This is a genomic window from Streptomyces sp. CWNU-52B (assembly GCF_047444975.1).
Classification (GTDB): Bacteria; Actinomycetota; Actinomycetes; order Streptomycetales; family Streptomycetaceae; genus Streptomyces.
Genome location: NZ_JBLFJV010000001.1, coordinates 14898 through 38854 on the forward strand (window position 1 = coordinate 14898; position 23957 = coordinate 38854).

Genomic DNA, 23957 nt, shown 5'->3' on the forward strand with positions numbered 1-23957 from the left:
TGCGCAATCTGTTGGCGGGGGTCTGGGGGCGCAGCCCCCAGGGACGGGACGGGAAGGGGCGGCGGGGGCGAGGAAAGGCCCCTACCCTCCCAGCTCTGCCAGTCCCACCCGGCGGAACTCGATCGTCTCGTACGGCCCCGCCGTACCCGTCTCATACAGGATCCCGACCCTGTCGCCACCCAGCTGCACAAGATCCGAGTACGCCGCCCGCAGCGACGACAGCGTCCTCACCTTGGTGAAGTTCCCTCCACCGTCCCCGCTCCGCCACACCGCCATCGACTGCCGGACCGTCGGCACGGACGGCCCGGAGAACAGCAGCGGCCCCCTCTCGACCTGAAGCACACTCCCCTGGACCACCGGCACCTCGTCCAGCGTCGGCTGGACCCGGTAGGGCCGGTCGAGCGTGACACCCCCGTCACCGGAGTAGCTGTCGAGCCGGTTGCCCACACTGCTGCCGTTCTGGTCGCGCGCGCTGAAGTACAGGCGCCCGTCGGGCAGTTGCGCCACGGCGTTCTCGTTCGCGTTGTCGAGCCCGTCGTACGAGTCGTCCACGAACCCGATCCGCCACGTCACCCCGCCGTCGTCGCTGTAGATCGCGTGCGCCCCGTAGTACTTGGCCTCCTGCCCGCTGTCGGCGGAGCCGCCCGGCGGCGCGGCCGAGTGGTTGGCCGGCACGACGAGCCGCCCGGCGTACGGACCCCGGGTCAGCGCCACCGCGTGCCCCGGCCCGGTGGCGTACCACCGCCAGTCCGGCAGCTTCACGGCGGCGGTGATGTCCCGGGGCGCACCGAAGTGACGCCCGTCGTCCCGGCTGCGCTGCACGAAGACCCGCCGGCTCTGCTCGGCCGTGACCTCGCCCCGCATGATCTGCGCCTCGGTCACAGCACCGCTGTTGTAGGACGTGAGGAGGACGACCTCGCCGGTCCGGGGGTCGACCACGGGCGCGGGGTTGCCCCGGGTGTCACCGTCCCCGGCCGCGACCACGGACAGCGGGCCCCACGTGCAGCCGCCGTCCCAGGACCGTCTGAGCACGACGTCGATGTTGCCGGTGTCCCCGGCGCCGTTGTGTCTGCCCTCGGCGAAGGCGAGCAGCGCCCCGCTGCGGGTCGTGACGGTGGCGGGGATGCGGTACGTGTCGTAGCCGCTCTGCCCGGCCGTGAAGGGGACGGAGGAGACACACCCCCTCGACGGCAGCTCCCCGGGGGCCGCGGCGGCCGAGGTCGCGGCGGTGGCGGTTCCGGTGGACGCGAGTGCCGTCGCGAACCCGGCGACGGTGGCGAGGGCGCCGAGGACGGTCGGACGAAGACGGCTCATGAAGACCACGGTTCATCCTTACTGAGACGGAGGGTGGGACTCAGGGCAAGACATAGGACGTGGGATGTCCCCGGAGAAACTAGTGCGCACCGAGGGACAGGGCAATGCCCGTGCGGCTACGCGGAGTCGAGGCGGCTCAGACCGCCTTGGGTATCACGAGCCCCGACTCGTACGCCACGATCACCAGCTGCGCCCGGTCCCGCGCCCCCAACTTGCCCATGATCCGGCTGACATGGGTCTTCGCGGTGAGCGGGCTCAGCCCCAACGCCGCGGCGATCTCCGTGTTGTTGAGCCCGCGCGCGACCAGCGTGAGCACCTGCCGCTCCCGCTCGGACAGCCCGTCGGGCCCGCCCACGAGGGACGTCGCCGGGTCGGGTGCGCGCAGGAAACGGGCGATGAGGCGCGAGGTGGGGCCGGGCGACAGCAGGGACTCCCCGGCGGCCACCGTCCGGATGGCGTCGAGGAGTTCGACCGGCCGGATGTCCTTCACGAGAAAGCCGGACGCCCCGGCCCGCAGCGCGTCGACGATGTGCTCGTCGGTGTCGTACGTCGTCAGGACGAGGACCTTCACCCCCGCGAGGTCCTCGTCGGCGGCGATGAGCCTGGTCGCCTCGATGCCGTCCAGGTCGGGCATCCGGATGTCCATCAGCACGAGATCGGCCCGCGCGGAACGGGTGAGCTCCAGGGCCTGCCGCCCGGTGCCCGCCTCACCGACGACCTCCATGTCCCCGGCCGACGCGACGAGCATCGCGAACGAGGCCCGTACGAGGGTCTGGTCGTCGGCGAGCAGGACCCGGATCGTCATCGGGGCTCCTTCCGGGGCAGCGGCAGTTCGGCGGTCACCTCGAAGCCCACGGCGGGGCGCGGTCCGGCGTCCAGTGTGCCGCCCACGCTACGAGCCCGCTCGCGCATCCCGAGGAGCCCGTACCCCGGCGCGCCTTCACCCACTCCGACCCCGACCCCGGCCCCGTGGCCCGCCCCGTCGTCGGTGACGCTCACCCGGAGGGCCCCTTCCGCCGTCCGCAGCCCGACCCGCACGGTGAGATCGTCGCGGCCGCCGTGGCGTACGGCGTTGGTGAGCGCCTCCTGCACGATCCGGTAGGCGGCGGCGCCCACGGAGGGCGGTACGCCGTCCGCGTGGACGGACAGTTCGACCTCGGCACCCGCCGCCCTGGCCGTCTCGGCGAGCGAGGCGAGACCGTCGAGACCGGGCAACGGCCCACGCCCGGACGCCACGGACACCAAGGACGCCACGGACTCGACGCCCTCGACGGACCCCACGGCCGACTCCCGTCCGCCTCCGTCTCCGCCTCCGCCCGGAACATCCGCGCTCACGCTCGTCTCGTTCGCCCGCAGCACCTCCAGCGTCGTACGCAGCTCCCCCCGGGCCGTCCGGCAGGTGTCCGCGATGTCGTCCAGCGCCTGGGCGACGGCCTCGCGGTCCAGCCGCTGCGGATCGGCGGTCAGGACGTGGGCCGCCACGGACGTCCGCACGCCGATCAGGGTGATGCTGTGCGCGAGCAGATCGTGCAGGTCACGGGCGATCCGCAGCCGCTCCTCCGCCACGCGCCGCCTGGCCTCCTCCTCGCGGGTGCGTTCGGCGCGTTCGGCGCGCTCGACGATGGAGGCGACGTACTGGCGGTAGAAGCGGGCGTCGGCGCCGAGGAACAGGACCGCGATGATCCAGCCCGAGATCCGCAGGAACTCCAGGGCCCCGTCCGGGTTGGTGAAGCCGTTGATGAGCAGCGTCGGGCCGAGGACGACCCCGGCGGTGAGCAGCGTGCGGCGCACCGTCCCGGTCGCCGCGACCGTGTAGAGCGCCAGGAGGGTCGCGGGGATGGGCAGCACGTGGTTGTTGCCGAGGACGTGGTACGGAACGACGCAGGCGGCCACCCCGAACAGCACCGCCGGCGGATGCCGACGCCTCGCTGCGAGGGGCAGGTGCGCGATGAGCAACAACGTCCAGCCGAGCGGGCCGGGCCGGGACGCCTCGTCGCCCAGCAGGGCGATGACCGCGGCGAGCCCCGCGACGCCGACCGCGAGGAACGCGTCGTTGCGGGTGCGGTGCGGTGCGGTGAGCGGGTCGCGGTTGACGACCGCCATGACCCGCTCGACGCGGCGGGGCCGCGCGTCACCGCGTCCGGCCGTGGTCGCTTCCCGTTCCCGCACGGCTCCATCTTCCGGTACGGGGCGCCTCTCCGGCAGGTGTGTGGCAGGAGAGGCACCCGGTCGAGTCGTGTACACCGCGTACGGGCCTACGGGGGGCCGGTCAGGGCGCGCCGGCCGGTTCCGGCTGCCGCGGCGGATCACCCGGATCACCCGGTCCGGCCGACTCCGACGGCCCCGTGGGCCCGGTCGGCCCGGTCGGCCCGGGTTCGCGGGAGAGCGCGCCCGGCCACCACACCTTCCGGCGCAGGGCGACACTGGCGCTGGTCACCAGGTACGTCCGTACGAGGAAGGTGTCGAGGAGCACGCCGACGGCGATCACGAAGCCGAGTTCGACGAGTTGCACGAGCCCCATGTTCGTCAGCACGGCGAAGGTCGCGGCGAGGACGAGCCCCGCGGAGGCGATGACCCCGCCGGTGGTCCGCAGCGCGGTGAGCGCGGCGGCGGCCGGTTCGGCTCCGGCGAGGGACTCCTCGCGCATCCGGTGCATGAGGAAGATGCCGTAGTCGACGCCGAGGGCGACGAGGAACACGAAGGACAGCAGCCCGAGCCCCGGATCGGTGCCCTCGAAACCGAACACCGGCCCGAAGACGAGCCCGCCGATGCCGAGGGCCGCGCCCCAGACCGCGACCACGGCGCCCACCAGGATGAACGGCGCGACGAGACTGCGCAGCAGCCCGATCAGGATGAGCAGCACGGAGACGAGGACGAGCGGTACGACGATCTTCGTGTCGCGGCTGTTGGTGTCCTCCAGGTCGATCTGCTGGGCGCTGGCCCCGCCGACGTACGAGCCCTTCAGTTCGTCGCGCAGGGCTTCGATGGTGGCGATCTCCCCGGCCGACTGGGGCGCGCCCTTGGCGATGACGGAGATCTCGGTCCAGCCGTTTCCGGTACGGCCCGTCTCGGCGCTCTCGACGCCTCGCGTGTCCCGGACCGTCGCGAGGGCCTGGTCGGCGCGGCCCTGCGGGGTGATCACGTCGATGGGCCGGGTGCCGCGCTCGGGGTAGGCCCTGGCGAGGGTCTCCATGGCGGTGACGGCCTCCGGCTTGTCGACGAAGGAGTCCTCCTGCTTGACCGTCCCGGGGAGGTTGAGCGTGCCGAGGGCGAGCGCGCCGAGCACGACGGCGCCGGTCGCGAGCACGGTCAGCGGCCTGCGCCCGGCGGAGCCGCCCATCGCGGCGAAGAGGCTCCGCCGCTGCTTGGGTTCGCTGCCGAAGGCGGGCACCAGCGGCCAGAACACGCGCCGCCCCAGCAGGACGAGGACGGCGGGGAGCAGGGTCAGCATCGCGATGAGCGCGCAGAGCACCCCGACCGCGCCGAGCGGGCCCATGCCCCGGCTGCTGTTGAGGTCGGCGGCGAGCAGACAGAGCAGCCCCGCGGCGACCGTGCCGGAGGAGGCGAGCACGGCGGCCCCGCAGCCGCGCAGGGCGGCGGCCATGGCCTCGTACGGGCGTTCGATGCGGCGCAGTTCCTCGCGGTAGCGCGAGACGAGCAGCAGCGCGTAGTCGGTGCCCGCGCCGAACACGAGGACCGTCATCACGCCCGAGCTCTGGCCCGAGATGGTGGTCCCGAAGGCCTGGTTGAGCCCGTACGCGACGCTCATCGACAGATAGTCGGCCATACCGGCGACGGCGAGCGGCACGAGCCACAGCACCGGGCTGCGGTAGATCAGGATCAGCAGGAGGGCGACGACGGCGACGGTGGTGTAGAGCAGCGGCCCGCCGAGCGAGTCGTAGACCTTCCCCGAGTCGGTGGCCAGCGCTCCGGCGCCGCCCACCTCGACGCTCAGGCCGTCCTGGCCGCGGGCGATGTTCCGGACGTCCTCGACGAGGGCGTCCCGCAGTTTCTCGTCGGTACCGGGCTCGTTGCTGACGACGGGGTACATCAGGGTCGTGCCGTCGTCGGACGGAACGCCTTCGGGGGTGCCGCCGACCAGTTCGTGCTTCCCGGCGATCTCCTCGACCTGTCCGGCCGCGGTGGTCCGGTCGGCGGCGCTCAGCCTGCCGTCCCGGTGGTAGACGAGCACCAGTTCGGTGCTCTCGCCGCCGGGCAGCTCCTGCTGGATCTCGGCCACCTGCGTCGAGTCGGCGCTCGCCGGCAGGTAGTCGGTGACCCGGTCGTGCTGCACGTCGGCGAGCTTCGCCGCGAACGGTCCGACCAGCGCGAGCACGGCCACCCAGAGCCCGAGCACCGCCCAGGGAACGGCCCGCCTCTTCGTCTTCCCGGCCCCCATGAACGACTCTCCCTCCCGACGGCTTCCGCTTCTCCCTCACCCTCTCGGCACGAAGAGCGACATACGTCGGACGGAAGACGGAGCCGCCCCGTACTGCCGGGGGCGGCGCCGGGCCCGGAGTACTCCCGAGGGAGTACTCCGTTACTCCGTACGGGTTCGCCCCTGAAGGCAAAAGACTCCGCCGCTCCCGCGCGCCCGAGGGCAAAAGCAGGGGCGCAGCCCCGTTTTTGAGGGGCGCGGGGAACTGCGCGACCAGCCACGACGCACCCGCGGGTGCAACGGCGCGCCTTCAGGACGGCGTGCGCGCCGCCGTGAGGAGCCGGGTCACATCGTCCGCGCAGATCGTCAGCGCCGCCCCGACCGTCGTCAGCGCCTCCCGCTCAGCAGGCGTATAGGGCCCGTCCGCGAGAGCGATCCGCGCCCCCTGGAGCAGGATCGCCTCCCGCCCGGTCGGCGCGAGATGCGGTGCCAGCGGATCCAGCGCCTCATGCAGCTCTATCGACAGTCCGGGCCCGCAGGGCTCACCGAAGACGCGCCCGGTGTCGGCGGCGAGCGCCTCGACGAGCGCCGCGAGCTGCTCCTCGGTGCAGTCACCGAACCCGGCCGAGCGGACAGCACCCGCGGCGGTCTCCAGCGACGTACGCGCGCACGTACCCCCCGCCGCGAGCACGGCGAGGGCGACGGTGTGGACGGCGTCACGGAGCATCGCCGAGAAGCGGGTCGTGGTCGGATGGTCGAGGACGTCCGCGCTGTAGTGGTCGCCGCAGGCCGCGCACTCGACGACGGGGCCCGTCTCACCGCGCGGCATGACCGGGACACCGAGGCAGGTGAAGCGGCGACGGCCGGTGAGGCGCTGGTAGTTGCGGTCGCCTCCGCACCCGGGGCAGAAGAACTCACCGTCGCCGACGGTCGTCCACGCCGTCCTGGTTCCGAGAATGCGGGAGACACCCACGCTGCCGGCGCGGACAAACCGGCCGTTTCGTCCCCATCCTGGCAGCACGTTCGCACCTCCGTAACGCCGCGGCAACATCGCCGCGTTGGCGTGATGTTAGCCACATTGTCGAGGCGGAGTCAGTACCCCGACCGGGGTCACTCGTCGACATGGCCGGATAAACGCAGCGGTCCCGCCCGCCTGTGAGGCGGACGGGACCGAAGAAACGCAGGTGAACGGCCTTATCGGGTGGCGCGGTTGACTGCGGAGACAACAGCCTTCAGTGACGCGCGTGTCGTATTCGCGTCGATGCCGATTCCCCACAGAACCTTGTCGCCGATCGCGACCTCGATGTACGAGGCGGCCACCGCGGAGGCGCCCTCGCTCATCGTGTGCTCCTGGTAGTCCAGCAGCCGGGCGTCGACCCCGATGCCCTGCAGCGCGTGGAAGAACGCGGAGATCGGGCCGTTGCCGGAGCCGACCAGCGTGGTCTCGGCACCGTCCACCTCGGCCTCGACCGTGAGCGTGTCCACGCCGTCCTTGTCGGTCGTGGACTGGCCGTTGCTGACCTGGACGCGGCCCCAGGGGTCGTTCGGGTTGGGCAGGTACTCGTCCTGGAAGGTCGCCCAGATGTCCTGCGGGGTGACCTCGCCGCCCTCGGCGTCCGTCTTCGCCTGGATGATCTTCGAGAACTCGATCTGCATCCGGCGCGGCAGGTCCAGCTTGTGGTCGTTCTTCAGGACGTACGCGATCCCGCCCTTGCCGGACTGCGAGTTGACCCGGATGACGGCCTCGTACGAGCGGCCGACGTCCTTGGGGTCGATCGGCAGGTACGGGACGGCCCACTCCAGGTCGTCGACCGTGACGCCCTTACCGGCCGCGTCGGCCTCCATCGCGTCGAAGCCCTTCTTGATGGCGTCCTGGTGGGAGCCGGAGAAGGACGTGTAGACGAGGTCGCCGACGTACGGGTGGCGGGCGTGGACCTCCATCTGGTTGCAGTACTCGGCGGTGCGCCGGACCTCGTCGATGTTCGAGAAGTCGATCTGCGGGTCGACGCCCTGCGAGAAGAGGTTCATGCCCAGGGTGACCAGGTCGACGTTGCCGGTGCGCTCGCCCTGGCCGAACAGGCAGCCCTCGATGCGGTCGGCGCCGGCCATCAGCGCCAGCTCGGCGGCCGCGACCGCCGTACCGCGGTCGTTGTGCGGGTGGACGGACAGGCAGACGTGCTCGCGGCGGGACAGGTTGCGCGACATCCACTCGAAGCGGTCCGCGTGCGTGGAGGGCGTCGAACGCTCCACGGTGGCGGGCAGATTGAGGATGATCTCGCGGCCCGGCCCCGGCTGCCAGACGTCCATGACGGCCTCGCAGACCTCCAGGGCGAAGTCCAGCTCGGTGTCGGTGAAGATCTCGGGGCTGTACTGGTACCCGAAGACCGTCTCGGGGCCCAGCAGCTTCTCGGCGTACTCGACGACCAGCCGCGTCCCGTCGACGGCGATCTGCTTGATGTCGTCCTTGGAGCCGCGGAAGACGACCCGGCGGAAGACCGGCGCGGTGGCGTTGTAGAGGTGGACCGTGGCGCGCCTGGCGCCCTTCAGCGACTCGACGGTCCGCTCGATCAGGTCCTCGCGGGCCTGGGTCAGTACGGAGATCGTGACGTCGTCGGGGATCGCGCCCTCTTCCTCGACGATCGAGCGCACGAAGTCGAAGTCGGTCTGCCCGGAGGCCGGGAAACCGACCTCGATCTCCTTGTAGCCCATCGACACCAGCAGGTCGAACATCTCGCGCTTGCGCGCGGGCGACATGGGGTCGATCAGGGCCTGGTTGCCGTCACGCAGGTCGGTGGAGAGCCAGCGGGGAGCGGCGGTGATCCGGTTGTCCGGCCACGTACGGTCGGCGATGTCGACCTGGTCGTACGGGCGGTACTTGTGGATCGGCATGGACGTGGGCTGCTGGCGATTCGCCATGATGCGAGGGGCTCCTCTTGGTCCGCTTGATCCTCGGAACCGATCGGTTCCGGATCCGAGGGACGGCCGACGGCGCAACGCCGAACTCCGCGGGGAGGGGGTCGGCCTCGACTACAGGCCCTCGCCGCGGCAGCTAAGGAGAAGCAGCCCGAATCGCATGATGCCTCGCATGCTAGCCGAGCCCGGCCGCACCCGAGGTCCCGTATCAGCATGCGGGACACCGAGGAACGCCACGACCTCCACCACCAGGGCCCGGGAAACGGCGCAGGCTGCGCCGCCAGGGGCGCGGGGAGCGGCGCAATCCTTTGCCTTTGAGGGGCGCGGGGAACGGCGCGATCTTCTGTCTTCAGGGGCGCGGGGAACGGCGCAGTCTTTTGTCTTCAGGGGCGCGGGGAACTGCGCGACCAGCCCCCACCGGGCCCGCACCCATACACGAAACCCCACCCCCCGCACCCTCCTTATCCCCTCATTTCACCAATCATGGTTGCCCCTAGTGACAGCCGAGTCACACAGTGCAATGGTGCCGGGCATGACGACAAACGGGGGCTTCGAGCCCGTCTTCTGCACCATCATCCCGCCCCACGTCCTCGACACCCTGGCCCAGACCGAGGACCCCGCAATCGCAGGCAAGGCCCGCCGCACCCTCCAGCGCGACGCCTACGAACGCACCCAGCGCCGGCTGACCACCGTCCTCGGCGCACCCGCCCTCGCCCCGCCGACCGGCGCCGCCGAGGACAAACCCCACCGCACGATCTACGACGCGAAGCACAAGCAGGACCTGCCCGGCAAGAAGGTCCGCGGCGAGGGCGAGAAGCCCGGCAAGGACGCCACGGTCAACCGCGCGTACGCCGGCCTGGGCGCGACCTTCGACCTGTTCCTCAAGGCGTACGCCCGCAACTCGATCAACGGCGAGGGCCTGCCGCTGAACGCGACCGTGCACTTCGACGAGGAGTACAACAACGCCTTCTGGAACGGCGAGCAGATGGTGTTCGGCGACGGGGACGGCGAGATCTTCCTCGACTTCACCATCCCGGTCGACGTCATCGGCCACGAGCTCACCCACGGCGTCACGCAGTACACGGCCAACCTCACGTACTTCGGCCAGCCGGGCGCCCTCAACGAACACTTCTCGGACGTCTTCGGCTCGCTCATCAAGCAGTACACGCTCGGCCAGACCGCCGCCGAGGCCGACTGGCTGATCGGCGCCGGCCTGCTGGCCCCGCGCGTCACGGGCACGGCCCTGCGGTCGATGAAGGCCCCGGGCACGGCGTACGACGACGACGTGCTCGGCAAGGACCCGCAGCCCGCGACGATGGACGACTACGTCACCACGGGCCGCGACAACGGCGGCGTGCACATCAACTCCGGCATCCCCAACCACGCGTTCTACCTGGCCGCGAACACCCTCGGCGGGCACGCCTGGGAGCGCGCGGGACGGATCTGGTACGACGTGCTGACCGGCGGCGACCTGGGCTCCAAGGCGAGCTTCACGGACTTCGCGACCCTGACCCTGGCGAAGGCCCGCGACGCGTACGGCGAGGGCGAGGAACTGCAGGCCGTCACCAAGGCGTGGGAACAGGTCGGGGTACAGGCGCGGTGAGCATGGCTCGGGCCCGCGTTTCGTACTAGACAGGGACCATGCGTATTCAGGTGAGGCGCACAGGCGGATTCGCGGGCATCGAGCGGCACGCCGAGGTGGACACCTCGGGACGCACGGACGCCCAGGAGTGGCATGCCCTGGCCGAGCAGGCGGTCGCCGCCGGCCGGGGCACGCCCCCCATAGGCGTCCCGGACGGCTTCAGCTACCAGCTCACGGTGGACGGCAGAACGGTCTACTGCGCGGACCCCCGCCTGACAGAAGACCAACGAAAACTGATCTCAAAGGTCCTGAAGGAGGGCACATAGCCCACCCCGGGCCCGTGTCTTGCTCTCAGGTCCGCGGGGAACGGCGCGATCTTTGTCTCCAGGGGCGCGGGGAACGGCGCAATCTTTTAGGGGCGCGGGGAACGGCGCGACCAGCCCCCACCCACCCGCACCCGCCAACCCCACCCGGAGCCACCCGCACCCCCTGTCGGCACACCCCCCGTTGACTTCGTTCCCGCCGCTGCAGATGATCGCCCCCATGCCGAACACGGAGAACGCGGCACCACCCCCGATCCCCCCGCTCCCCCCGCTCCCCCGGTTCCCACCCGACTTCCTCTGGGGAGTCTCCACCTCGGCCCACCAGATCGAGGGCGCGGCCGCTCTCCGCGACCCCTCCGTCTGGGACGCCTTCACGGCCCGCCCTGGCCACGTGAAGGACGGCTCGACGGCCGACGTCGCCTGCGACCACTACCACCGCTACCCGGAGGACGTCGCGCTCCTGCGCGACCTCGGCGTGGACGCGTACCGCTTCTCGGTCTCCTGGCCACGGGTCAACTCCCCCGGCGGCCTGGACTTCTACGACCGCCTCGTCGACGAGCTGTGCGCGGCGGGCGTACGCCCCGTCCCGACCCTCTTCCACTGGGACCTGCCGCTGTCGGTGGAGGAGGCGGGCGGCTGGCTGGAGCGGGACACGGCCGGACGGTTCGCCGAGTACGCCGCGCTGGTGGCCGCCCGGCTGGGTGACCGGGTCACCAAGTGGATCACCCTCAACGAGCCCGCCGAACACACCCTGTTGGGCCACGCCCTGGGCGCTCACGCGCCCGGCAGGCAGCTCCTCTTCGACGCCCTGCCGGTGGCCCACCACCAGCTGTTGGCGCACGGGCTCGCCGTACAGGCCCTGCGAGCGGCCGGAGTCACGGACATCGGCATCGCCAACTCGCACGGCCCGACCTGGCCCGCCTCCCAGGAGCCCGCGGACCTGGCGGCGGCCGGCTTCTACGACCTGCTCCTCAACCGGCTGTTCGCCGACCCGGTGCTGCTGGGCCGGTACCCGGAAGGCCTCGGCGAGTCGATGCCCGGCGACGCCGGGTCCCTCGCGACGGACCTGGAGATCATCGGGCAGCCGGTCGACTGGTACGGGATCAACTACTACGCGCCGACCAGGGTGGGCGCGCCGCAGGGCACCGAGATCGAGTTCGGCGGACTGACGATGCCCGCCGAACTCCCCTTCTCGGTACGGGAGATCGAGGGCTACCCGGTCACGGACTTCGGCTGGCCGGTGGTGCCGGACGCGCTCACCGAGCTGCTGGTGGGCTTCCGCGAGCGGTACGGCGACCGGCTCCCGCCCGTCGTCATCACGGAGAACGGCTGCTCGTACGAGGGGCTCGACGACCAGGAGCGGATCACGTACCTGGACGGCCATCTCCGGGCGCTGCACCGGGCGTCGGAGCGGGGTGTGGAGGTGCGCGGGTACTTCGTGTGGTCGCTGCTCGACAACTTCGAGTGGGCCGAGGGGTATGCGCGCCGCTTCGGTCTGGTGCACGTGGACTTCGAGACGCTGGAGCGGACCCCGAAGGCGTCGTACCACTGGCTACGGGACGTCCTGCGGACGCGGCGCCGGTGAAGTGGGGGCGCCCCTCAAAAGACTGCGCAGTTCCCCGCGCCCCTTTTGAGGGGCGCGGGGCGAAGACAGCCCCTCAGAACCCCAGCTTGCGCAGCTGGCGAGGGTCGCGCTGCCAGTCCTTCGCGACCTTCACATGAAGGTCCAGGAACACCGGCGTACCCAACAGCGCCTCGATCTGCTTGCGCGACTTGATCCCGACGTCCTTCAGCCGCTTCCCCTTGGGCCCGATGATGATGCCCTTCTGGCTGGGCCGCTCGATGTAGACGAACGCGTGGATGTCGAGCAGCGGCCGGTCCGCGGGCCGGTCCTCGCGCGGAAGCATCTCCTCGACGACGACGGCGATGGAGTGCGGCAACTCGTCCCGCACCCCCTCCAGCGCGGCCTCCCGGATCAGCTCCGCCACCATGACCTGCTCGGGCTCGTCCGTGAGGTCGCCCTCGGGATACAGCGCGGGCCCCTCCGGCAGCAGCGGCACCAGCAGGTCGGCCAGCAGGTCCACCTGGTCGTCGCCGGTCGCCGACACGGGCACGATCTCGGCCCACTCGAAGCCCAGCTCCGTGCCGAGCTGGTCGACGGCGATGAGCTGCTCGGCGAGCGTCTTGCTGTCCACGAGGTCGGTCTTCGTGACGATCGCGATCTTCGGCGTCTTCTTGATGGACGCCAGTTCCTTCGCGATGAAGCGGTCGCCGGGACCGAGCTTCTCGTTCGCGGGCAGGCAGAAGCCGATCACGTCGACCTCGGCCCACGTCGTACGGACGACGTCGTTGAGCCGCTCGCCGAGGAGCGTGCGCGGCTTGTGCAGCCCCGGGGTGTCCACGAGGATCAGCTGGGCGTCGGCCCGGTGCACGATGCCGCGTACCGTGTGCCGTGTGGTCTGCGGCTGGTTCGCGGTGATCGCCACCTTCTGGCCGACCAGAGCATTCGTGAGGGTGGACTTGCCCGCGTTGGGGCGGCCCACGAAGCAGGCGAAGCCGGCGCGGTGGGGTGCCCCCGAGGATTCCGGCGGCTCGGGTGACTCGGTACGAACGCTCATGGCGCCCATTGTCCCTGATCGTCGGGGTCCCGCCGTACCAGGATTCGTCCCGCGCCATCCGATCCGGCACCGGGACGGCCTACGATCACGCACGATCACGCGATCCCACCCCACCCAGAAGGCCGGGCCCAGCTATGAAGCTCATCACCGCGGTCGTCAAGCCGCACCGCCTCGACGAGGTCAAGACCGCCCTGCGGGAGATCGGGGTGCACGGACTGACCGTGACGGAGGCCAGTGGGTACGGGCGGCAGCGCGGCCACACCGAGGTGTACCGCGGCGCCGAGTACCGCGTCGACCTCGTACCGAAGGTCCGTATCGAGACCGTCGTCGAGGACGCGGACGCCGAGCCCGTCATCGAGGCGATCGTGCGGGCCGCGGGGACGGGGAAGATCGGCGACGGAAAGGTGTGGGCCGTACCGGTGGAGACGGTGGTCCGGGTACGGACCGGTGAGCGCGGTCCCGACGCCCTCTGACCTTGATCACCACCACCGCCGCCGCGACCCCCATACCCAGTGCCACCACCACGGCCACCAGCCACGGCAGGGCGAAGAACGACGTGCTCGCCGACTCACGGGTGTCGGGCGCGCTGGCGGTCACCGTCACCTCGCCCCAGTCGAGCCGGGGCGCGCCGTGCCAGGGCTCACTGAGCCGCACCCGCTGTCCGGGCAGCAGCTCCGAGGGGATCCCGGTCAGGTCGCGGGCGAGCAGCGTACGGCCGAAGAGCCCCTTCGCCCGCAGCTCCACCTTGGGATCGAGGGTGACGTTGCCGGTGTTGTGGAGGGTGTACGAGACGGTGGCCGTGCTGTCGCCGGTGCCGGGGAGCAGCGGCTGGTGGTGGCTGACGTGGACCTTCTCCACGGCGACGGCCGCCACGGTCGGCCCGCCCACCCGCAGGTAGATCCGGGCGCCGACGGCCCGCCGCACCCCGACCTCGACCGCTCCCCGCCCGGCGTCGATCCGCTCGTCCAGGGCGACGAGCGCGCCGGGGTGATCGCCGGGTTCGGCCGTCTCGGGCACCCGGAGCGTGAACGGCACGGTGACCTCGCCGTGCGCGGGCACGGTCACCCGGTCCTTGGCCGGCTTCGCCCAGGCGCCCACGCCCCGCTGTCTCTCCTGCCGGGTGCGCACGGCGAACCCGCCGTCCCGCGCGGTGTTGTACGCGTCGGCCGCGTAGAGCCGGAACGTCATCGGCCGCCCGGTCTTGTTGGCGACCGCGACCTCGTCCTCGACGGTCGTGCCCGGGTCGGCGGAGACGGTGAAGTACGGCCGCGCGGCGAGTTCCGAGGCGACGGGGAACACGGACCAGCTGCCGTTGTCGGCGGCGTGCGCGGGTGTGCCGGCCAGGACCAGGGCCAGGAGTAGCAGCGGGAGCGGGAGCAGCGGCGGGAAAGGGTGGAGCGGGCGGCACAGCGTGCGCATGGGTGCGGACCCCCGATGGCGAGTCGGACGAACGGTCGGCGGCAGGGAACGAGCCGACCAGGTGGGGAGGTGGGCGGGCGGGTGCGCGCCCGGCCCACGGACGGTCAGCGGTGATCGATCGCGGCTCAGGTGAGCGTGAGCGTCAGCACGCCGGAGTACGCGCCGGGCGGTGTGAACGCCGGGACGTTCAGCGACAGCCGGGCGTCGACGGTGAACTCGCCACCGGTGAGTGTGCCGTCGGGGGCGGACGCCAGGGTCGCTCCCGCGCTGCCGACCGCACCGGGCGAGCCTGCCTTGCAGGTGCTCGGGCTGCCGGCCTTGGTGGCGCAGACCGGGGTCCAGCCCAGCTTGGCCGCGTCGATGCTCGCCGTGCCCGGCCCGGTGAAGTCGGTGACCTTGCCGGTCAGGGACCAGCCCGCGGGTCCGCCGCGGAAGTCCTTGACGGTCACCGTCTGCAGGGAGCCGCGCGAGAAGCCGCCCTTGCCGTAGTCGACCGCCGCGAGTTCGACGGTGTCCCCGGCCTGGGTCATGGACAGCGTCCCCGCCTTGACCGAGGAGTTGAGCTTCTGGCTGCCGTCGGGAAGAGGCGTGTCGTCGATGACGACGTAGGCGGCGGGGCCCGCGCCCAGGTCGTCGCTCCAGGCACCGCCCTCGTACGCCACGACGCCGGTCGTCGCCTTGTCGCTGACGGCCAGGCTGCCGCTGAAGGAGCCCTGCGCGTCCGCGGTGGCGGTCGCCTTGTCCGCCGTCTCGGCGGCGCCGGCCCGTCCGGCGAGGGTGACGGCCACGCCCGGGGCGAAGTGCGTCCCTGTGACGGTCACGCTGTCACCGGGCTTGCCGGAGGCCGAACCGAGGCTGATGGCACGGTTGTTGGTCTGTCCGCCGCCGGTCGCGGTGATCGTCTCGGAGACGGGGGCGGGCGGGCTGCTGACCGTGCACGGGGTGTCCAGCTCCAGGAGGTAGCTGGTGTGGATGTTGTAGTCGCCGGGCGACAGGGTGATCGCGCCGGGCGCGGTGACCGTGAAGGTGCCGGTCATCGAGAACGACGGGAAGGCGCCCTTGCCCGGGACCGGCTCGTTCTTCTTCGGGCCCGCGACCGTGAGGTCGCCGCTCTGCGCGCCGCCCAGGGCGACCTTGCCGGTGGGCGTCATGATGTCGGCGGGCAGCGCGATGTCGACGGGGTTGCTCGCGGCGGGCTTGACCACTGTGTACGTGACGGTGACCGTGTCGCCCACCGTGGGGGTGGCGTTGTCGACGGTGATCTTCGCGGTGGTGGTGCCGTCGATCGGGGGGATGCCCGCGATGGGCGGCGGTACGCAGTGCGTGCCGAAGTCGACCTGCTGAGGTTCCGCGCTCGCGGGGCAGGCGAGCGCGCCTCCCGCGGTGACCGCGAGTGCGGCCGCTCCGAGAAATGCCGCCCAGCGGCGGCGTCTTCGGGTTCCTGAACCCATGTGTGGTCCTCCTGAGGATGTGGCGCGGCGGCTCTTCCGCGCCGACAGGAGGTCATTGATGTGCGGGTTGTGTGAAAAGTCAATGGAATCGGACCACGTCAACTGATGGCCCATCAGCTCCTGTCAACTTGCCGCATCCCTGGGAGGGTTGACAGCAAACGGACCGGTGCCGTCGCGCGCGGGCGACACCGGTCCGTCACGCTCAGGTCGGTTCGGTCACTCGTACACGAACGGCCCCGGTGACTGCGGGCCCTCCGCCGTGCACGTCACGGTGATCCCGAAGATCACCATCTTCAGGGTGCCGCCGAACGCCTCCAGGCTGTCGCCTGCCGCGACGGTGCCGTTCAGCGGGCCGACGGTGACGCCGTCACCCGCGGCCATGGCGGGGTTCTCGGTGCCCGTGAAGGCGGTCGTGCCGCCGCTCGCCTTCGTCAGGGTGAGCGTGGAGGTGATGGAGTCCTCGGCGAGCGCGAGCGGGGCGGTGATCTCGGAGGAGCTGACGCTGATGGTGGCGCCGGTGCCGTCCTGGGTGGCCGTGAGGGTGGCCTCACCACCGCCGTAGATACCGCAGTCGGCGACGATGGTGGCGGTCTGGGGGACGACCGCCGCGGCGCCCGGGGCGAGTGCCAGGCCGGCGGCGAGGGTGCCGGCTGCTAACGCCGCACCGATTCCGAGTCGCTTACATATCATTGGATTCCCTTCCCTTGTACGGGAATTGCCATGTGGGGACGGACTACCGCCGACGGGCGCGCGCGGATGCCGTGAGCGGGTGACTGGTCGCGAGCGGTGTGCGGCACGCTGCGCGACGACTGCCGTCCATTGATACGCGAGTGGCTTGCGATTGCAAGAGAAGCGGGGGTGATTCTTCCGGACCCCGTCGCGCGGTTCCCCGCGCCCCCGGGTACCTGGGGGCGCGGGGAACCGCGCAGTCTTCAGCGGGGGCCGGGGGCGAAGAACCCCTCAGCCCGCCGTCACCCGCCCCCGTACCTCCCCGTCCACTCCCGCGAGCAGCACCACCGTCGCGGCCCCGCCGAGGTCCCGTACCGCCGCGAGGTCGTCGTCCGCCAGGGACTCGGCCTCGCCGACCACCGCCGCCGCCTCCAGCGAGTCCGCCCCGGAGGCCACGGCCATCGCCACCGCGGTCCGCAGCGCGCTGAGCCGCAGCGAGGGCAGGGCGACGGTGCCCGCCGCATACGTCCGGCCGTTTCCGTCGCGTACGGCCGCACCCTCGGGCACGCCGTTACGGGCCCGGATGGCGCGGGCCAGGGTGACGATCTTGCGGTCCTCGGGGTCGAGCGCGGTGCTGTCGGTCATGCCCCGAGCATACGAAGCCCCGCCCGGCCCCCGCGCTCAGGGGCGGTCGAGGCGCAGCCGCTCGGCCCTCGGCAGACCGGCCACCACCAGGTCGTACGAGTCCTCGACCAGCTCCCGGACGACCCGGTCCGGGAGGCCGCCGTCGACCGTGACCGTGTTCCAGTGCCGTTTGTTCATGTGCCAGCCGGGGATGATCAGGCCCGCGTACTCGCCGCGCAGCCGCACCGCGTCCTCGGGGTCGCACTTCAGGTTGACCGTGAGGGGCTCGCCCGCCAGGGCGGTGAGCGCGAACATCTTCCCCAGCACCTTGAAGACCGAGGTCTCCGGGGTGAAGGGGAAGTCCTCGACGGCCGCGTTGAAGGACAGGCAGAGCGTACGCAACTCCCGCGGGGTCACTCCGGCTTCTCCTCCGGGGCGTCGGCGCCGGCCGGTCCGACGGGCTCGACGAGCACCGTGACGATCTTGTTCCGGCGTCCGGCCGACGCCTCGGCGGTCAGGCGCAGTTCACGGCCGTCGGGCAGTTCGACCACCGAGGAGGCCCCGGCGATGGGCACCCGGCCGAGCGCCTTCGCGAGCAGCCCGCCGACCGTCTCGACGTCCTCGTCGTCGTACTCCTCGAAGCCGTACAGCTCGCCGAGGTCTCCGATGTCGAGTCGCGCGGTCACCCGGTAGCGGCCGTCGGAGAGGTCCTCCACGGGCGGCAGCTCACGGTCGTACTCGTCGGTGATCTCGCCGACGATCTCCTCCAGGATGTCCTCGATGGTGACGATGCCGGCCGTGCCGCCGTACTCGTCGATGACGACGGCGACGTGGTTGCGGTCCTGCTGCATCTCGCGCAGCAGGTCACCGGCGTTCTTCGTGTCGGGCACGAAGGCGGCGGGCCGCATCGCCGTGGACACCAGCTCGCTCTCCGCGTCCCGGCTGATGTGCGTCTTGCGGGCCAGGTCCTTCAGGTACACGATCCCGACGACGTCGTCCTCGCTCTCCCCGGTGACGGGGACCCGCGAGAAACCGGAGCGCAGGGCCAGTGTCAGCGCCTGGCGGATGGTCTTGTACCGCTCGATGACCACCAGGTCAGTGCGCGGGACCATGACCTCCCGGACCAGCGTGTCGCCCAGCTCGAAGACCGAGTGCACCATGCGGCGCTCCTCGTCCTCGATGAGCGACTCCTTCTCGGCGAGGTCGACCATCGCGCGCAGCTCGGCCTCGGAGGCGAAGGGGCCGCGCCGGAAGCCCTTGCCGGGGGTGAGCGCGTTGCCGATGAGGATGAGCAGGGGCGGGACCGGGCCCATGATCCTGGCCAGCGGCAGCAGCACGTACGCGGCGGCCGTGGCCGTGTTCAGGGGGTGCTGGCGGCCGATGGTGCGCGGCGACACCCCGACGGCGACGTACGAGACGAGGACCATCACGCCGATGGCGACGGCCAGCGCCTCCCAGGTCGCGGTGAACTCCTGAAGACAGGCGTACGTGACGAGGGCCGCGGAGGCCATCTCGCAGGCGACGCGCACCAGCAGCGCCACGTTCAGATAGCGGGTCGGGTCGGCGGCGACCTGGGCGAGCTTGGCGCTGCCGCGGCGGCCGGACCGTACCGCCTCCTCGGCCCGGAAGCTGGAGACGCGGGCCAGGCCCGCCTCCGCGCAGGCGGCGAGCCAGGCGACCACGACCAGGGCGATCGCGCCCATGACCAGTTGCGGGCTCATGAGACGGTCGGGGCCGGGGAGGGGCCGGTCAGGCCCTTCTCCGCGCGCCAGCCGTCCACGATGGCCGCCTGCAGGCCGAACATCTCGGCCTTCTCGTCAGGCACCTCGTGGTCGTAGCCGAGCAGGTGCAGCACCCCGTGGACGGCGAGGAGCTGGAGCTCCTCGTCCATGGAGTGCTGCGTCGGGGCGTCCTTGCCCTGCTGCTCGGCGACCTCGGGACAGAGCACGATGTCGCCGAGCAGCCCCTGCGGCGGCTCGTCGTCGTCCTTCATGGGCGGCCGCAGCTCGTCCATCGGGAACGACATGACATCCGTGGGGCCCGGCAGGTCCATCCACTGCATGTGGAGCTGCTCCATGGCGCCGGTGTCCACGACGATCACCGAGAGCTCGGAGAGCGGGTGGATACGCATCCGCGCGAGGGCGTAGCGGGCGATGTCGAGGATCGCCTGCTCGTCGACCTCGGTTCCGGACTCGTTGTTGACGTCGATCGACATGGTCGCGCTGGTCTACTTCCGTTTGGTACGGGCGCCCTTGTGGGTGCCGTTCTCCGTGCCGTTCTGGCTGTCGTACTTCTCGTACGCGTCGACGATACGGCCGACCAGCTTGTGCCGTACGACATCGTGGGACGTGAGCCGGGAGAAGTGGACGTCGTCGAGGCCCTCCAGGATGTCCTGGACCTGACGCAGACCGGACTTCGTGCCGCTCGGCAGGTCGACCTGCGTCACGTCACCCGTGACCACGATCTTCGACTCGAAGCCCAGGCGGGTGAGGAACATCTTCATCTGCTCGGCGCTGGTGTTCTGCGCCTCGTCCAGGATGATGAAGGCGTCGTTGAGCGTGCGGCCGCGCATGTACGCCAGGGGCGCGACCTCGATCGTGCCCGCCGCCATCAGCCGCGGGATCGAGTCCGGGTCGAGCATGTCGTGCAGCGCGTCGTACAGCGGGCGCAGATAGGGGTCGATCTTCTCGTAGAGCGTGCCGGGCAGGAAGCCGAGCCGCTCACCGGCCTCCACCGCGGGGCGGGTCAGGATGATGCGGCTGACCTGCTTGGACTGCAGCGCCTGCACGGCCTTGGCCATGGCGAGGTAGGTCTTGCCCGTACCGGCGGGGCCGATGCCGAAGACGATGGTGTGCTTGTCGATGGCGTCGACGTACCGCTTCTGGTTGAGCGTCTTGGGGCGGATGGTGCGGCCGCGCGAGGACAGGATGTTCTGTGTGAGGACCTCGGCCGGGGTCTCCGGGCCGTCGCCCTCCCCGTTCTCAGTCGCCCGCAGCATGGCGATCGAGCGTTCCACCGCGTCCTCCGTCATCGGCTGTCCGGTGCGGAGCACCAGCATCATCTCGTCGAACAGTCGCTGGACGAGAGCCACTTCACGGGCGTCGCCGACGGCGCTGATCTCATTGCCCCGGACGTGGATGTCGGCCGCCGGGAAGGCCTTCTCGATCACTCGCAGGAGGGCGTCACCGGATCCCAGCACCGTCACCATGGGGTGCTTGGCGGGGACGGTGAACTGCGCTCGGGACTGCCCCTGTGCGGGGGTGTGAGCTGTGGGTGTCTGCGTCATGGGCCGGCTCTGTAGGCCTGCTCATCCTCCTCGGTGAGGCACGCTTGCCGGTACGGCAGCCTTGTGTCCCCAAGAGTACGTCGGGGCACCGACAACGCCGTAGGACTTTTCCGCCGCACCTGTGGCCCCACCCGTAACCGCCGGTGTCCCGCCCGCACCCGCCGGGGCGGCCTCATACGGAACTGCGGAACCCGATCGTCGGGACGGCCCGTCTCAGGGGCCATGCCCGGGTGCTCTCCGGCAGCAGCGGCTCCAGGAAGGCGTACCGGCCGAGCGCGGCGGGGTCCTGGTGGTCGTAGGACTGCACCCGGCGCCACCACGCGGCGATCTCCGCCCAGCCGGGAGCCGACAGGGACCCCCCGAACTCCTGGACGGACAGGGCCGCGGTGAGCCCCGCGAAGGCGAGCCGGTCGGCGAGCGGCCAGCCCGCCAGCGTCCCCGTGACGAACCCGGCGACGAACACGTCCCCGGCACCGGTCGGGTCCATCGCCTCGACCTCGATGGCCGGAACCTCCGCGGTCTCACCGGTCCTGCGGTCCACGGCGTACGCCCCGTCGGCACCGAGCGTGACGACGGCCAGCGGTACGTGCTCGGTGAGGGCGTGCGCGGCGGCGCGCGGGCAGGTGGCCCCCGTGTACCGCATGGCCTCCTCGGCGTTCGGCAGGAACGCCTCGCAGTGCCGCAGGTCGGGGAGCCCGGCGAGGTCCCACCGCCCGGTGTCGTCCCAGCCGACGTCGGCGAAGATACGGGTGCCCCGGCTCGCGGCGCCGGCGATCCAGTGCGCGCGCGTGCCGGGCGTCAGCGAGGCGACGGCCGCCCGCGCGCGGGGCGAGCAGTCGGGGGCGGGCTCCTCCGGGGGCGGCTCGTGGCCGTGGCTGACCATGGTGCGCTCGCCCTCGTACGCCATCGAGACGGTCACCGGGGAGTGCCAGCCGGGTGCGGTGCGGGACGCGGAGAGGTCGATGTGCTCGCCCTGCTCCAGGGCGTCCCAGCAGTACTCCCCGTAGTGGTCGTCCCCGAAGGCCGCCGCGAGGGACGTCTTCAGGCCGAGTCTGGCCAGCGCGGTCGCCATGTTCGCGACGCCGCCGGGGCTGGAACCCATGCCGCGGGCCCAGGACTCGGTCCCGCGGACCGGGGCGGAGTCGAGTCCGGTGAAGATGATGTCGAGGAAGACGGTGCCGGTGAGGTAGACGTCCCAGGGCGGGTCGTCACTGTGGCGCAGTTCGGCGAGGGGGTCGAACTGGGCCTGACGGTACGGTCCCTTCCCGTTGGACGCGGTCACGGTGCGCTCCCATTGCGTGGTGCGGATTCAGGCCAGTCTGCACCAGGCGCTCCGCCGGAGCTTCGAGGGTGACGGGTCGGAGGGTACGTGCGGGTCCGTCGTGGCTGGTCGCGCAGTTCCCCGCGCCCCTGAAAAGCGGGGCGCAGCCCCCCAGGGACGGGAAGGGAAGGTCACGGGAACTCGTACGCCTCCACCTCGGCAAGATACCGCCCCCGCAGCCCCTCATCGTGCTCCAGGAACGCCGCGACGAACGAGTTCCGCGCCAGCTCCCGCAACCGCTCGGGCTTCAGCCCCAGAGCCCCCCGCACCGCGTCGAACGTATCCCCGGCGTACCCCCCGAAGTACGCGGGATCGTCGGAGTTGACCGTGCACAGCAGCCCCGCGTCGAGCATCGCGGGCAACGGATGGTCCGCGAGCACGTCGACGGCCCGCAGCCGCACGTTGGACAGGGGGCACAGGGTCAGCGGCACCTGGTCCCGCACCAGCCGGGCCACCAGTTCCGGGTCCTCCAGGCAGCGCAGCCCGTGGTCGATCCGCTCGGCCCCGAGCACGTCGAGCGCCTCGGTGATGTACGCGGGCGGCCCCTCCTCACCGGCGTGCGCGACCCGTCGCAGGCCGAGCGCGGCGGCGGCCTCGTACACCGCGCGGAACTTCGCCGGCGGGTGCCCGACCTCCGCGGAGTCGAGCCCGACGCCGACGATCCGGTGGAGGTACGGCTTCGCGGCCTCCAGGGTCTCCATCGCGGACTCCGCCGACAGGTCCCGCAGGAAGCACATGATCAGCTGGGTGGAGACGCCGTGCACGGCCTCGCTGCGGTCCAGGGCCCGCCCGAGCCCCTCCAGCACGGTCCCCATGCCCACGCCCCGGGCCAGGTGCGCCTGCGGATCGAAGAAGATCTCCGCGTGCCGCACCCCCTGCGCGGCGGCGCGCGCGAGGTACGCGTCGGCGAGGTCCGCGAAGTCGTCCTCGGTCCGCAGCACGGCCATGAGCCCGTAGTAGAGGTCCAGGAAGGACCGCAGATCCGCGAACCGGTACGCCTCACGCAGCGCGTCCGTGTCGGCGTACGGCAGCGGCACCCCGTTGCGCGCGGCCAGCGCGAAAGCCAGCTCGGGCTCCAGCGTGCCTTCGATATGGAGGTGCAGTTCAGCTTTGGGGATGGACATCGAAGCATGGTACGGGTGTTTCACCGACGCTTCGGAACCGGCACTCTCAGTAGATCGTGCGCCACGGTCAGCTCCCCCTCGAACCCGGCGGCCCGCGCCTGCCGCTCGAACTCCTCCGGGCCCGACGCGTCGGAGTACCGCTGGCTGAAGTGGGTCAGCACCAGATGCCGTACGCCCGCGTCCCGGGCCACCGCGCCCGCCTGCCCCGCGGTGAGATGCCCGTGGTCGACGGCGAGCCGCACGTCCTCGTCGAGGAACGTCGACTCGATGACGAGCAGGTCGCAGCCCTCGGCGAGCGCGTACACCCCGTCGCACAGCCGGGTGTCCATGACGAACGCGAACCGCTGGCCGCGCCGCACCTCGCTGACGTCGTCGAGCAGGACCTCCCCGAGCGCCCCCTCGCGCTGGATGCGCCCCACGTCCGCGCCCTTGATCCCGTGCGCGGCGAGCCGTTCGGGCAGCATCCGCCGCCCGTCGGGCTCGACCAGCCGGTAGCCGTACGCCTCGACGGGGTGGGAGAGCTTGCGGGCCTCTAGCTCGTACGAGTTGGACGAGGCGAGGACCCCGTCACGGTCCACCGGGGCCTCGGTGAGCGAGACCGTCTCGCGGTAGGCGGTGGAGTACCGCAGCCGGTCGAAGAACCGCTGCCCGGAGCGCGGGTAGTGGGCGCTGATCTCGTGCGGCACCCGGTCGAGGTTGATCCGCTGGATCACCCCGGCCAGGCCGAGCGAGTGGTCGCCGTGGAAGTGCGTGACGCAGATCCGGTGCAGGTCGTGCGCGGCCACCCCGGCGCGCAGCATCTGGCGCTGGGTGCCCTCGCCGGGGTCGAAGAGGATGCCCTCGCCGTCCCAGCGCAGCAGGTAGCCGTTGTGGTTGCGGTGCCGGGTGGGAACCTGGCTGGCGGTGCCGAGGACCACCAGTTCACGTACGGACAC

The 23957-nt window shown here is 71.4% G+C and carries 21 protein-coding genes and 1 pseudogene; 4 read left to right on the forward strand and 18 right to left on the reverse strand.

Annotated features, from left to right (window positions below; translation table 11 throughout):
- Positions 1-81: 81 nt before the first annotated feature.
- The 6 genes from ACLVWQ_RS00085 to leuA form a co-directional block, all read right to left on the reverse strand.
- Positions 82-1314 carry a sialidase family protein gene (locus tag ACLVWQ_RS00085; RefSeq protein WP_414105950.1) on the reverse strand — a complete coding sequence of 411 codons (1233 nt, stop codon included), beginning with the start codon at positions 1312-1314 and terminating at the stop codon, positions 82-84.
- A gap of 136 nt (positions 1315-1450) precedes the next feature.
- Complete coding sequence (locus ACLVWQ_RS00090) at positions 1451-2119, reverse strand: response regulator (protein ID WP_414105951.1); 669 nt, start codon at positions 2117-2119, stop codon at positions 1451-1453.
- Complete coding sequence (locus tag ACLVWQ_RS00095) at positions 2116-3417, reverse strand: sensor histidine kinase (RefSeq protein WP_414106175.1); 1302 nt, start codon at positions 3415-3417, stop codon at positions 2116-2118. The genes ACLVWQ_RS00090 and ACLVWQ_RS00095 overlap by 4 nt, the downstream gene beginning before the upstream one ends.
- 166 nt (positions 3418-3583) lie before the next feature.
- The gene (locus ACLVWQ_RS00100) at positions 3584-5713 is read right to left on the reverse strand and encodes an MMPL family transporter (RefSeq protein WP_414105952.1); all 2130 of its coding nucleotides are present in this window, start codon (positions 5711-5713) and stop codon (positions 3584-3586) included.
- A 289-nt stretch (positions 5714-6002) separates the two neighbouring features.
- A complete protein-coding gene (locus ACLVWQ_RS00105) occupies positions 6003-6713 on the reverse strand; it encodes a TerB family tellurite resistance protein (protein WP_414105953.1) in 711 nt (236 codons plus the stop codon).
- A gap of 173 nt (positions 6714-6886) precedes the next feature.
- A complete protein-coding gene (gene leuA / locus ACLVWQ_RS00110; RefSeq protein WP_414105954.1) occupies positions 6887-8608 on the reverse strand; it encodes a 2-isopropylmalate synthase in 1722 nt (573 codons plus the stop codon).
- Positions 8609-9137: 529 nt separating this feature from the next.
- Between leuA and ACLVWQ_RS00115 the strand changes: the two genes are divergently transcribed.
- From ACLVWQ_RS00115 to ACLVWQ_RS00125, 3 genes are all read left to right on the forward strand, one after another.
- Positions 9138-10208 carry a M4 family metallopeptidase gene (locus tag ACLVWQ_RS00115; RefSeq protein WP_414105955.1) on the forward strand — a complete coding sequence of 357 codons (1071 nt, stop codon included), beginning with the start codon at positions 9138-9140 and terminating at the stop codon, positions 10206-10208.
- 38 nt (positions 10209-10246) lie between these two features.
- Positions 10247-10513: a protealysin inhibitor emfourin gene (locus tag ACLVWQ_RS00120; RefSeq protein ID WP_414105956.1), complete on the forward strand. Its 267-nt coding sequence runs from the start codon at positions 10247-10249 to the stop codon at positions 10511-10513.
- A 217-nt stretch (positions 10514-10730) separates the two neighbouring features.
- On the forward strand, positions 10731-12095 hold the full coding sequence (locus ACLVWQ_RS00125) for a GH1 family beta-glucosidase (RefSeq protein WP_414105957.1): 1365 nt from the start codon (positions 10731-10733) through the stop codon (positions 12093-12095).
- Between the two features lie 73 nt (positions 12096-12168).
- Here the strand turns inward: ACLVWQ_RS00125 and era are convergent, their stop codons facing one another.
- Positions 12169-13137, reverse strand: a complete 969-nt coding sequence (gene era, locus ACLVWQ_RS00130) for a GTPase Era (protein ID WP_414105958.1) — start codon at positions 13135-13137, stop codon at positions 12169-12171.
- Positions 13138-13262: 125 nt separating this feature from the next.
- On the opposite strand from era, the gene ACLVWQ_RS00135 reads away from it, so the two are divergent.
- Positions 13263-13601, forward strand: a complete 339-nt coding sequence (locus ACLVWQ_RS00135; RefSeq protein ID WP_414105959.1) for a P-II family nitrogen regulator — start codon at positions 13263-13265, stop codon at positions 13599-13601.
- On the opposite strand, the pseudogene ACLVWQ_RS00140 reads toward ACLVWQ_RS00135, so the two are convergent.
- The 11 genes and pseudogenes from ACLVWQ_RS00140 to ACLVWQ_RS00190 all read right to left on the reverse strand — a co-directional run.
- Positions 13498-14547, reverse strand: a pseudogene (locus ACLVWQ_RS00140) (WxL protein peptidoglycan domain-containing protein); the annotation flags it as partial. The gene ACLVWQ_RS00135 and the pseudogene ACLVWQ_RS00140 overlap by 104 nt on opposite strands.
- 125 nt (positions 14548-14672) lie before the next feature.
- Positions 14673-15998: a beta-xylosidase gene (locus tag ACLVWQ_RS00145; protein WP_414105960.1), complete on the reverse strand. Its 1326-nt coding sequence runs from the start codon at positions 15996-15998 to the stop codon at positions 14673-14675.
- 216 nt (positions 15999-16214) lie between these two features.
- Positions 16215-16688: a hypothetical protein gene (locus tag ACLVWQ_RS00150; protein ID WP_414105961.1), complete on the reverse strand. Its 474-nt coding sequence runs from the start codon at positions 16686-16688 to the stop codon at positions 16215-16217.
- Between the two features lie 270 nt (positions 16689-16958).
- Complete coding sequence (locus ACLVWQ_RS00155) at positions 16959-17312, reverse strand: cytidine deaminase (RefSeq protein WP_414105962.1); 354 nt, start codon at positions 17310-17312, stop codon at positions 16959-16961.
- Positions 17313-17348: 36 nt separating this feature from the next.
- On the reverse strand, positions 17349-17708 hold the full coding sequence (locus ACLVWQ_RS00160) for an MmcQ/YjbR family DNA-binding protein (protein WP_414105963.1): 360 nt from the start codon (positions 17706-17708) through the stop codon (positions 17349-17351).
- Entirely contained in the window at positions 17705-19012 is a 1308-nt protein-coding gene (locus tag ACLVWQ_RS00165; RefSeq protein WP_414105964.1) for a hemolysin family protein, read from the reverse strand. Before ACLVWQ_RS00165 ends, ACLVWQ_RS00160 begins: the two co-directional genes overlap by 4 nt.
- Positions 19009-19506, reverse strand: coding sequence for an rRNA maturation RNase YbeY (gene ybeY, locus ACLVWQ_RS00170; RefSeq protein ID WP_414105965.1), 498 nt, complete (start codon positions 19504-19506; stop codon positions 19009-19011). The genes ACLVWQ_RS00165 and ybeY overlap by 4 nt, the downstream gene beginning before the upstream one ends.
- Before the next feature lie 12 nt (positions 19507-19518).
- Positions 19519-20577, reverse strand: a complete 1059-nt coding sequence (locus ACLVWQ_RS00175; RefSeq protein ID WP_414105966.1) for a PhoH family protein — start codon at positions 20575-20577, stop codon at positions 19519-19521.
- 172 nt (positions 20578-20749) lie between these two features.
- On the reverse strand, positions 20750-21859 hold the full coding sequence (locus tag ACLVWQ_RS00180; RefSeq protein ID WP_414105967.1) for a carbohydrate kinase family protein: 1110 nt from the start codon (positions 21857-21859) through the stop codon (positions 20750-20752).
- Positions 21860-22029: 170 nt separating this feature from the next.
- Complete coding sequence (locus ACLVWQ_RS00185; protein ID WP_414105968.1) at positions 22030-23022, reverse strand: adenosine deaminase; 993 nt, start codon at positions 23020-23022, stop codon at positions 22030-22032.
- Between the two features lie 20 nt (positions 23023-23042).
- Positions 23043-23957: a ribonuclease Z gene (locus ACLVWQ_RS00190; RefSeq protein ID WP_414105969.1), complete on the reverse strand. Its 915-nt coding sequence runs from the start codon at positions 23955-23957 to the stop codon at positions 23043-23045.

Excerpts from the sequence above, each read along its gene's own strand:
- ACLVWQ_RS00085 (WP_414105950.1), bottom strand. The coding sequence starts at position 1,314 with ATGAGCCGTCTTCGTCCGACCGTCCTCGGCGCCCTCGCCACCGTCGCC.
- ACLVWQ_RS00090 (WP_414105951.1), bottom strand. The coding sequence starts at position 2,119 with ATGACGATCCGGGTCCTGCTCGCCGACGACCAGACCCTCGTACGGGCC.
- ACLVWQ_RS00095 (WP_414106175.1), bottom strand. The coding sequence starts at position 3,417 with ATGGCGGTCGTCAACCGCGACCCGCTCACCGCACCGCACCGCACCCGC.
- ACLVWQ_RS00100 (WP_414105952.1), bottom strand. The coding sequence starts at position 5,713 with ATGGGGGCCGGGAAGACGAAGAGGCGGGCCGTTCCCTGGGCGGTGCTC.
- leuA (WP_414105954.1), bottom strand. The coding sequence starts at position 8,608 with ATGGCGAATCGCCAGCAGCCCACGTCCATGCCGATCCACAAGTACCGC.
- ACLVWQ_RS00115 (WP_414105955.1), top strand. The coding sequence starts at position 9,138 with ATGACGACAAACGGGGGCTTCGAGCCCGTCTTCTGCACCATCATCCCG.
- ACLVWQ_RS00120 (WP_414105956.1), top strand. The coding sequence starts at position 10,247 with ATGCGTATTCAGGTGAGGCGCACAGGCGGATTCGCGGGCATCGAGCGG.
- ACLVWQ_RS00125 (WP_414105957.1), top strand. The coding sequence starts at position 10,731 with ATGCCGAACACGGAGAACGCGGCACCACCCCCGATCCCCCCGCTCCCC.
- era (WP_414105958.1), bottom strand. The coding sequence starts at position 13,137 with ATGGGCGCCATGAGCGTTCGTACCGAGTCACCCGAGCCGCCGGAATCC.
- ACLVWQ_RS00135 (WP_414105959.1), top strand. The coding sequence starts at position 13,263 with ATGAAGCTCATCACCGCGGTCGTCAAGCCGCACCGCCTCGACGAGGTC.
- ACLVWQ_RS00145 (WP_414105960.1), bottom strand. The coding sequence starts at position 15,998 with ATGGGTTCAGGAACCCGAAGACGCCGCCGCTGGGCGGCATTTCTCGGA.
- ACLVWQ_RS00150 (WP_414105961.1), bottom strand. The coding sequence starts at position 16,688 with ATGATATGTAAGCGACTCGGAATCGGTGCGGCGTTAGCAGCCGGCACC.
- ACLVWQ_RS00155 (WP_414105962.1), bottom strand. The coding sequence starts at position 17,312 with ATGACCGACAGCACCGCGCTCGACCCCGAGGACCGCAAGATCGTCACC.
- ACLVWQ_RS00165 (WP_414105964.1), bottom strand. The coding sequence starts at position 19,012 with ATGAGCCCGCAACTGGTCATGGGCGCGATCGCCCTGGTCGTGGTCGCC.
- ybeY (WP_414105965.1), bottom strand. The coding sequence starts at position 19,506 with ATGTCGATCGACGTCAACAACGAGTCCGGAACCGAGGTCGACGAGCAG.
- ACLVWQ_RS00175 (WP_414105966.1), bottom strand. The coding sequence starts at position 20,577 with ATGACGCAGACACCCACAGCTCACACCCCCGCACAGGGGCAGTCCCGA.
- ACLVWQ_RS00185 (WP_414105968.1), bottom strand. The coding sequence starts at position 23,022 with ATGTCCATCCCCAAAGCTGAACTGCACCTCCATATCGAAGGCACGCTG.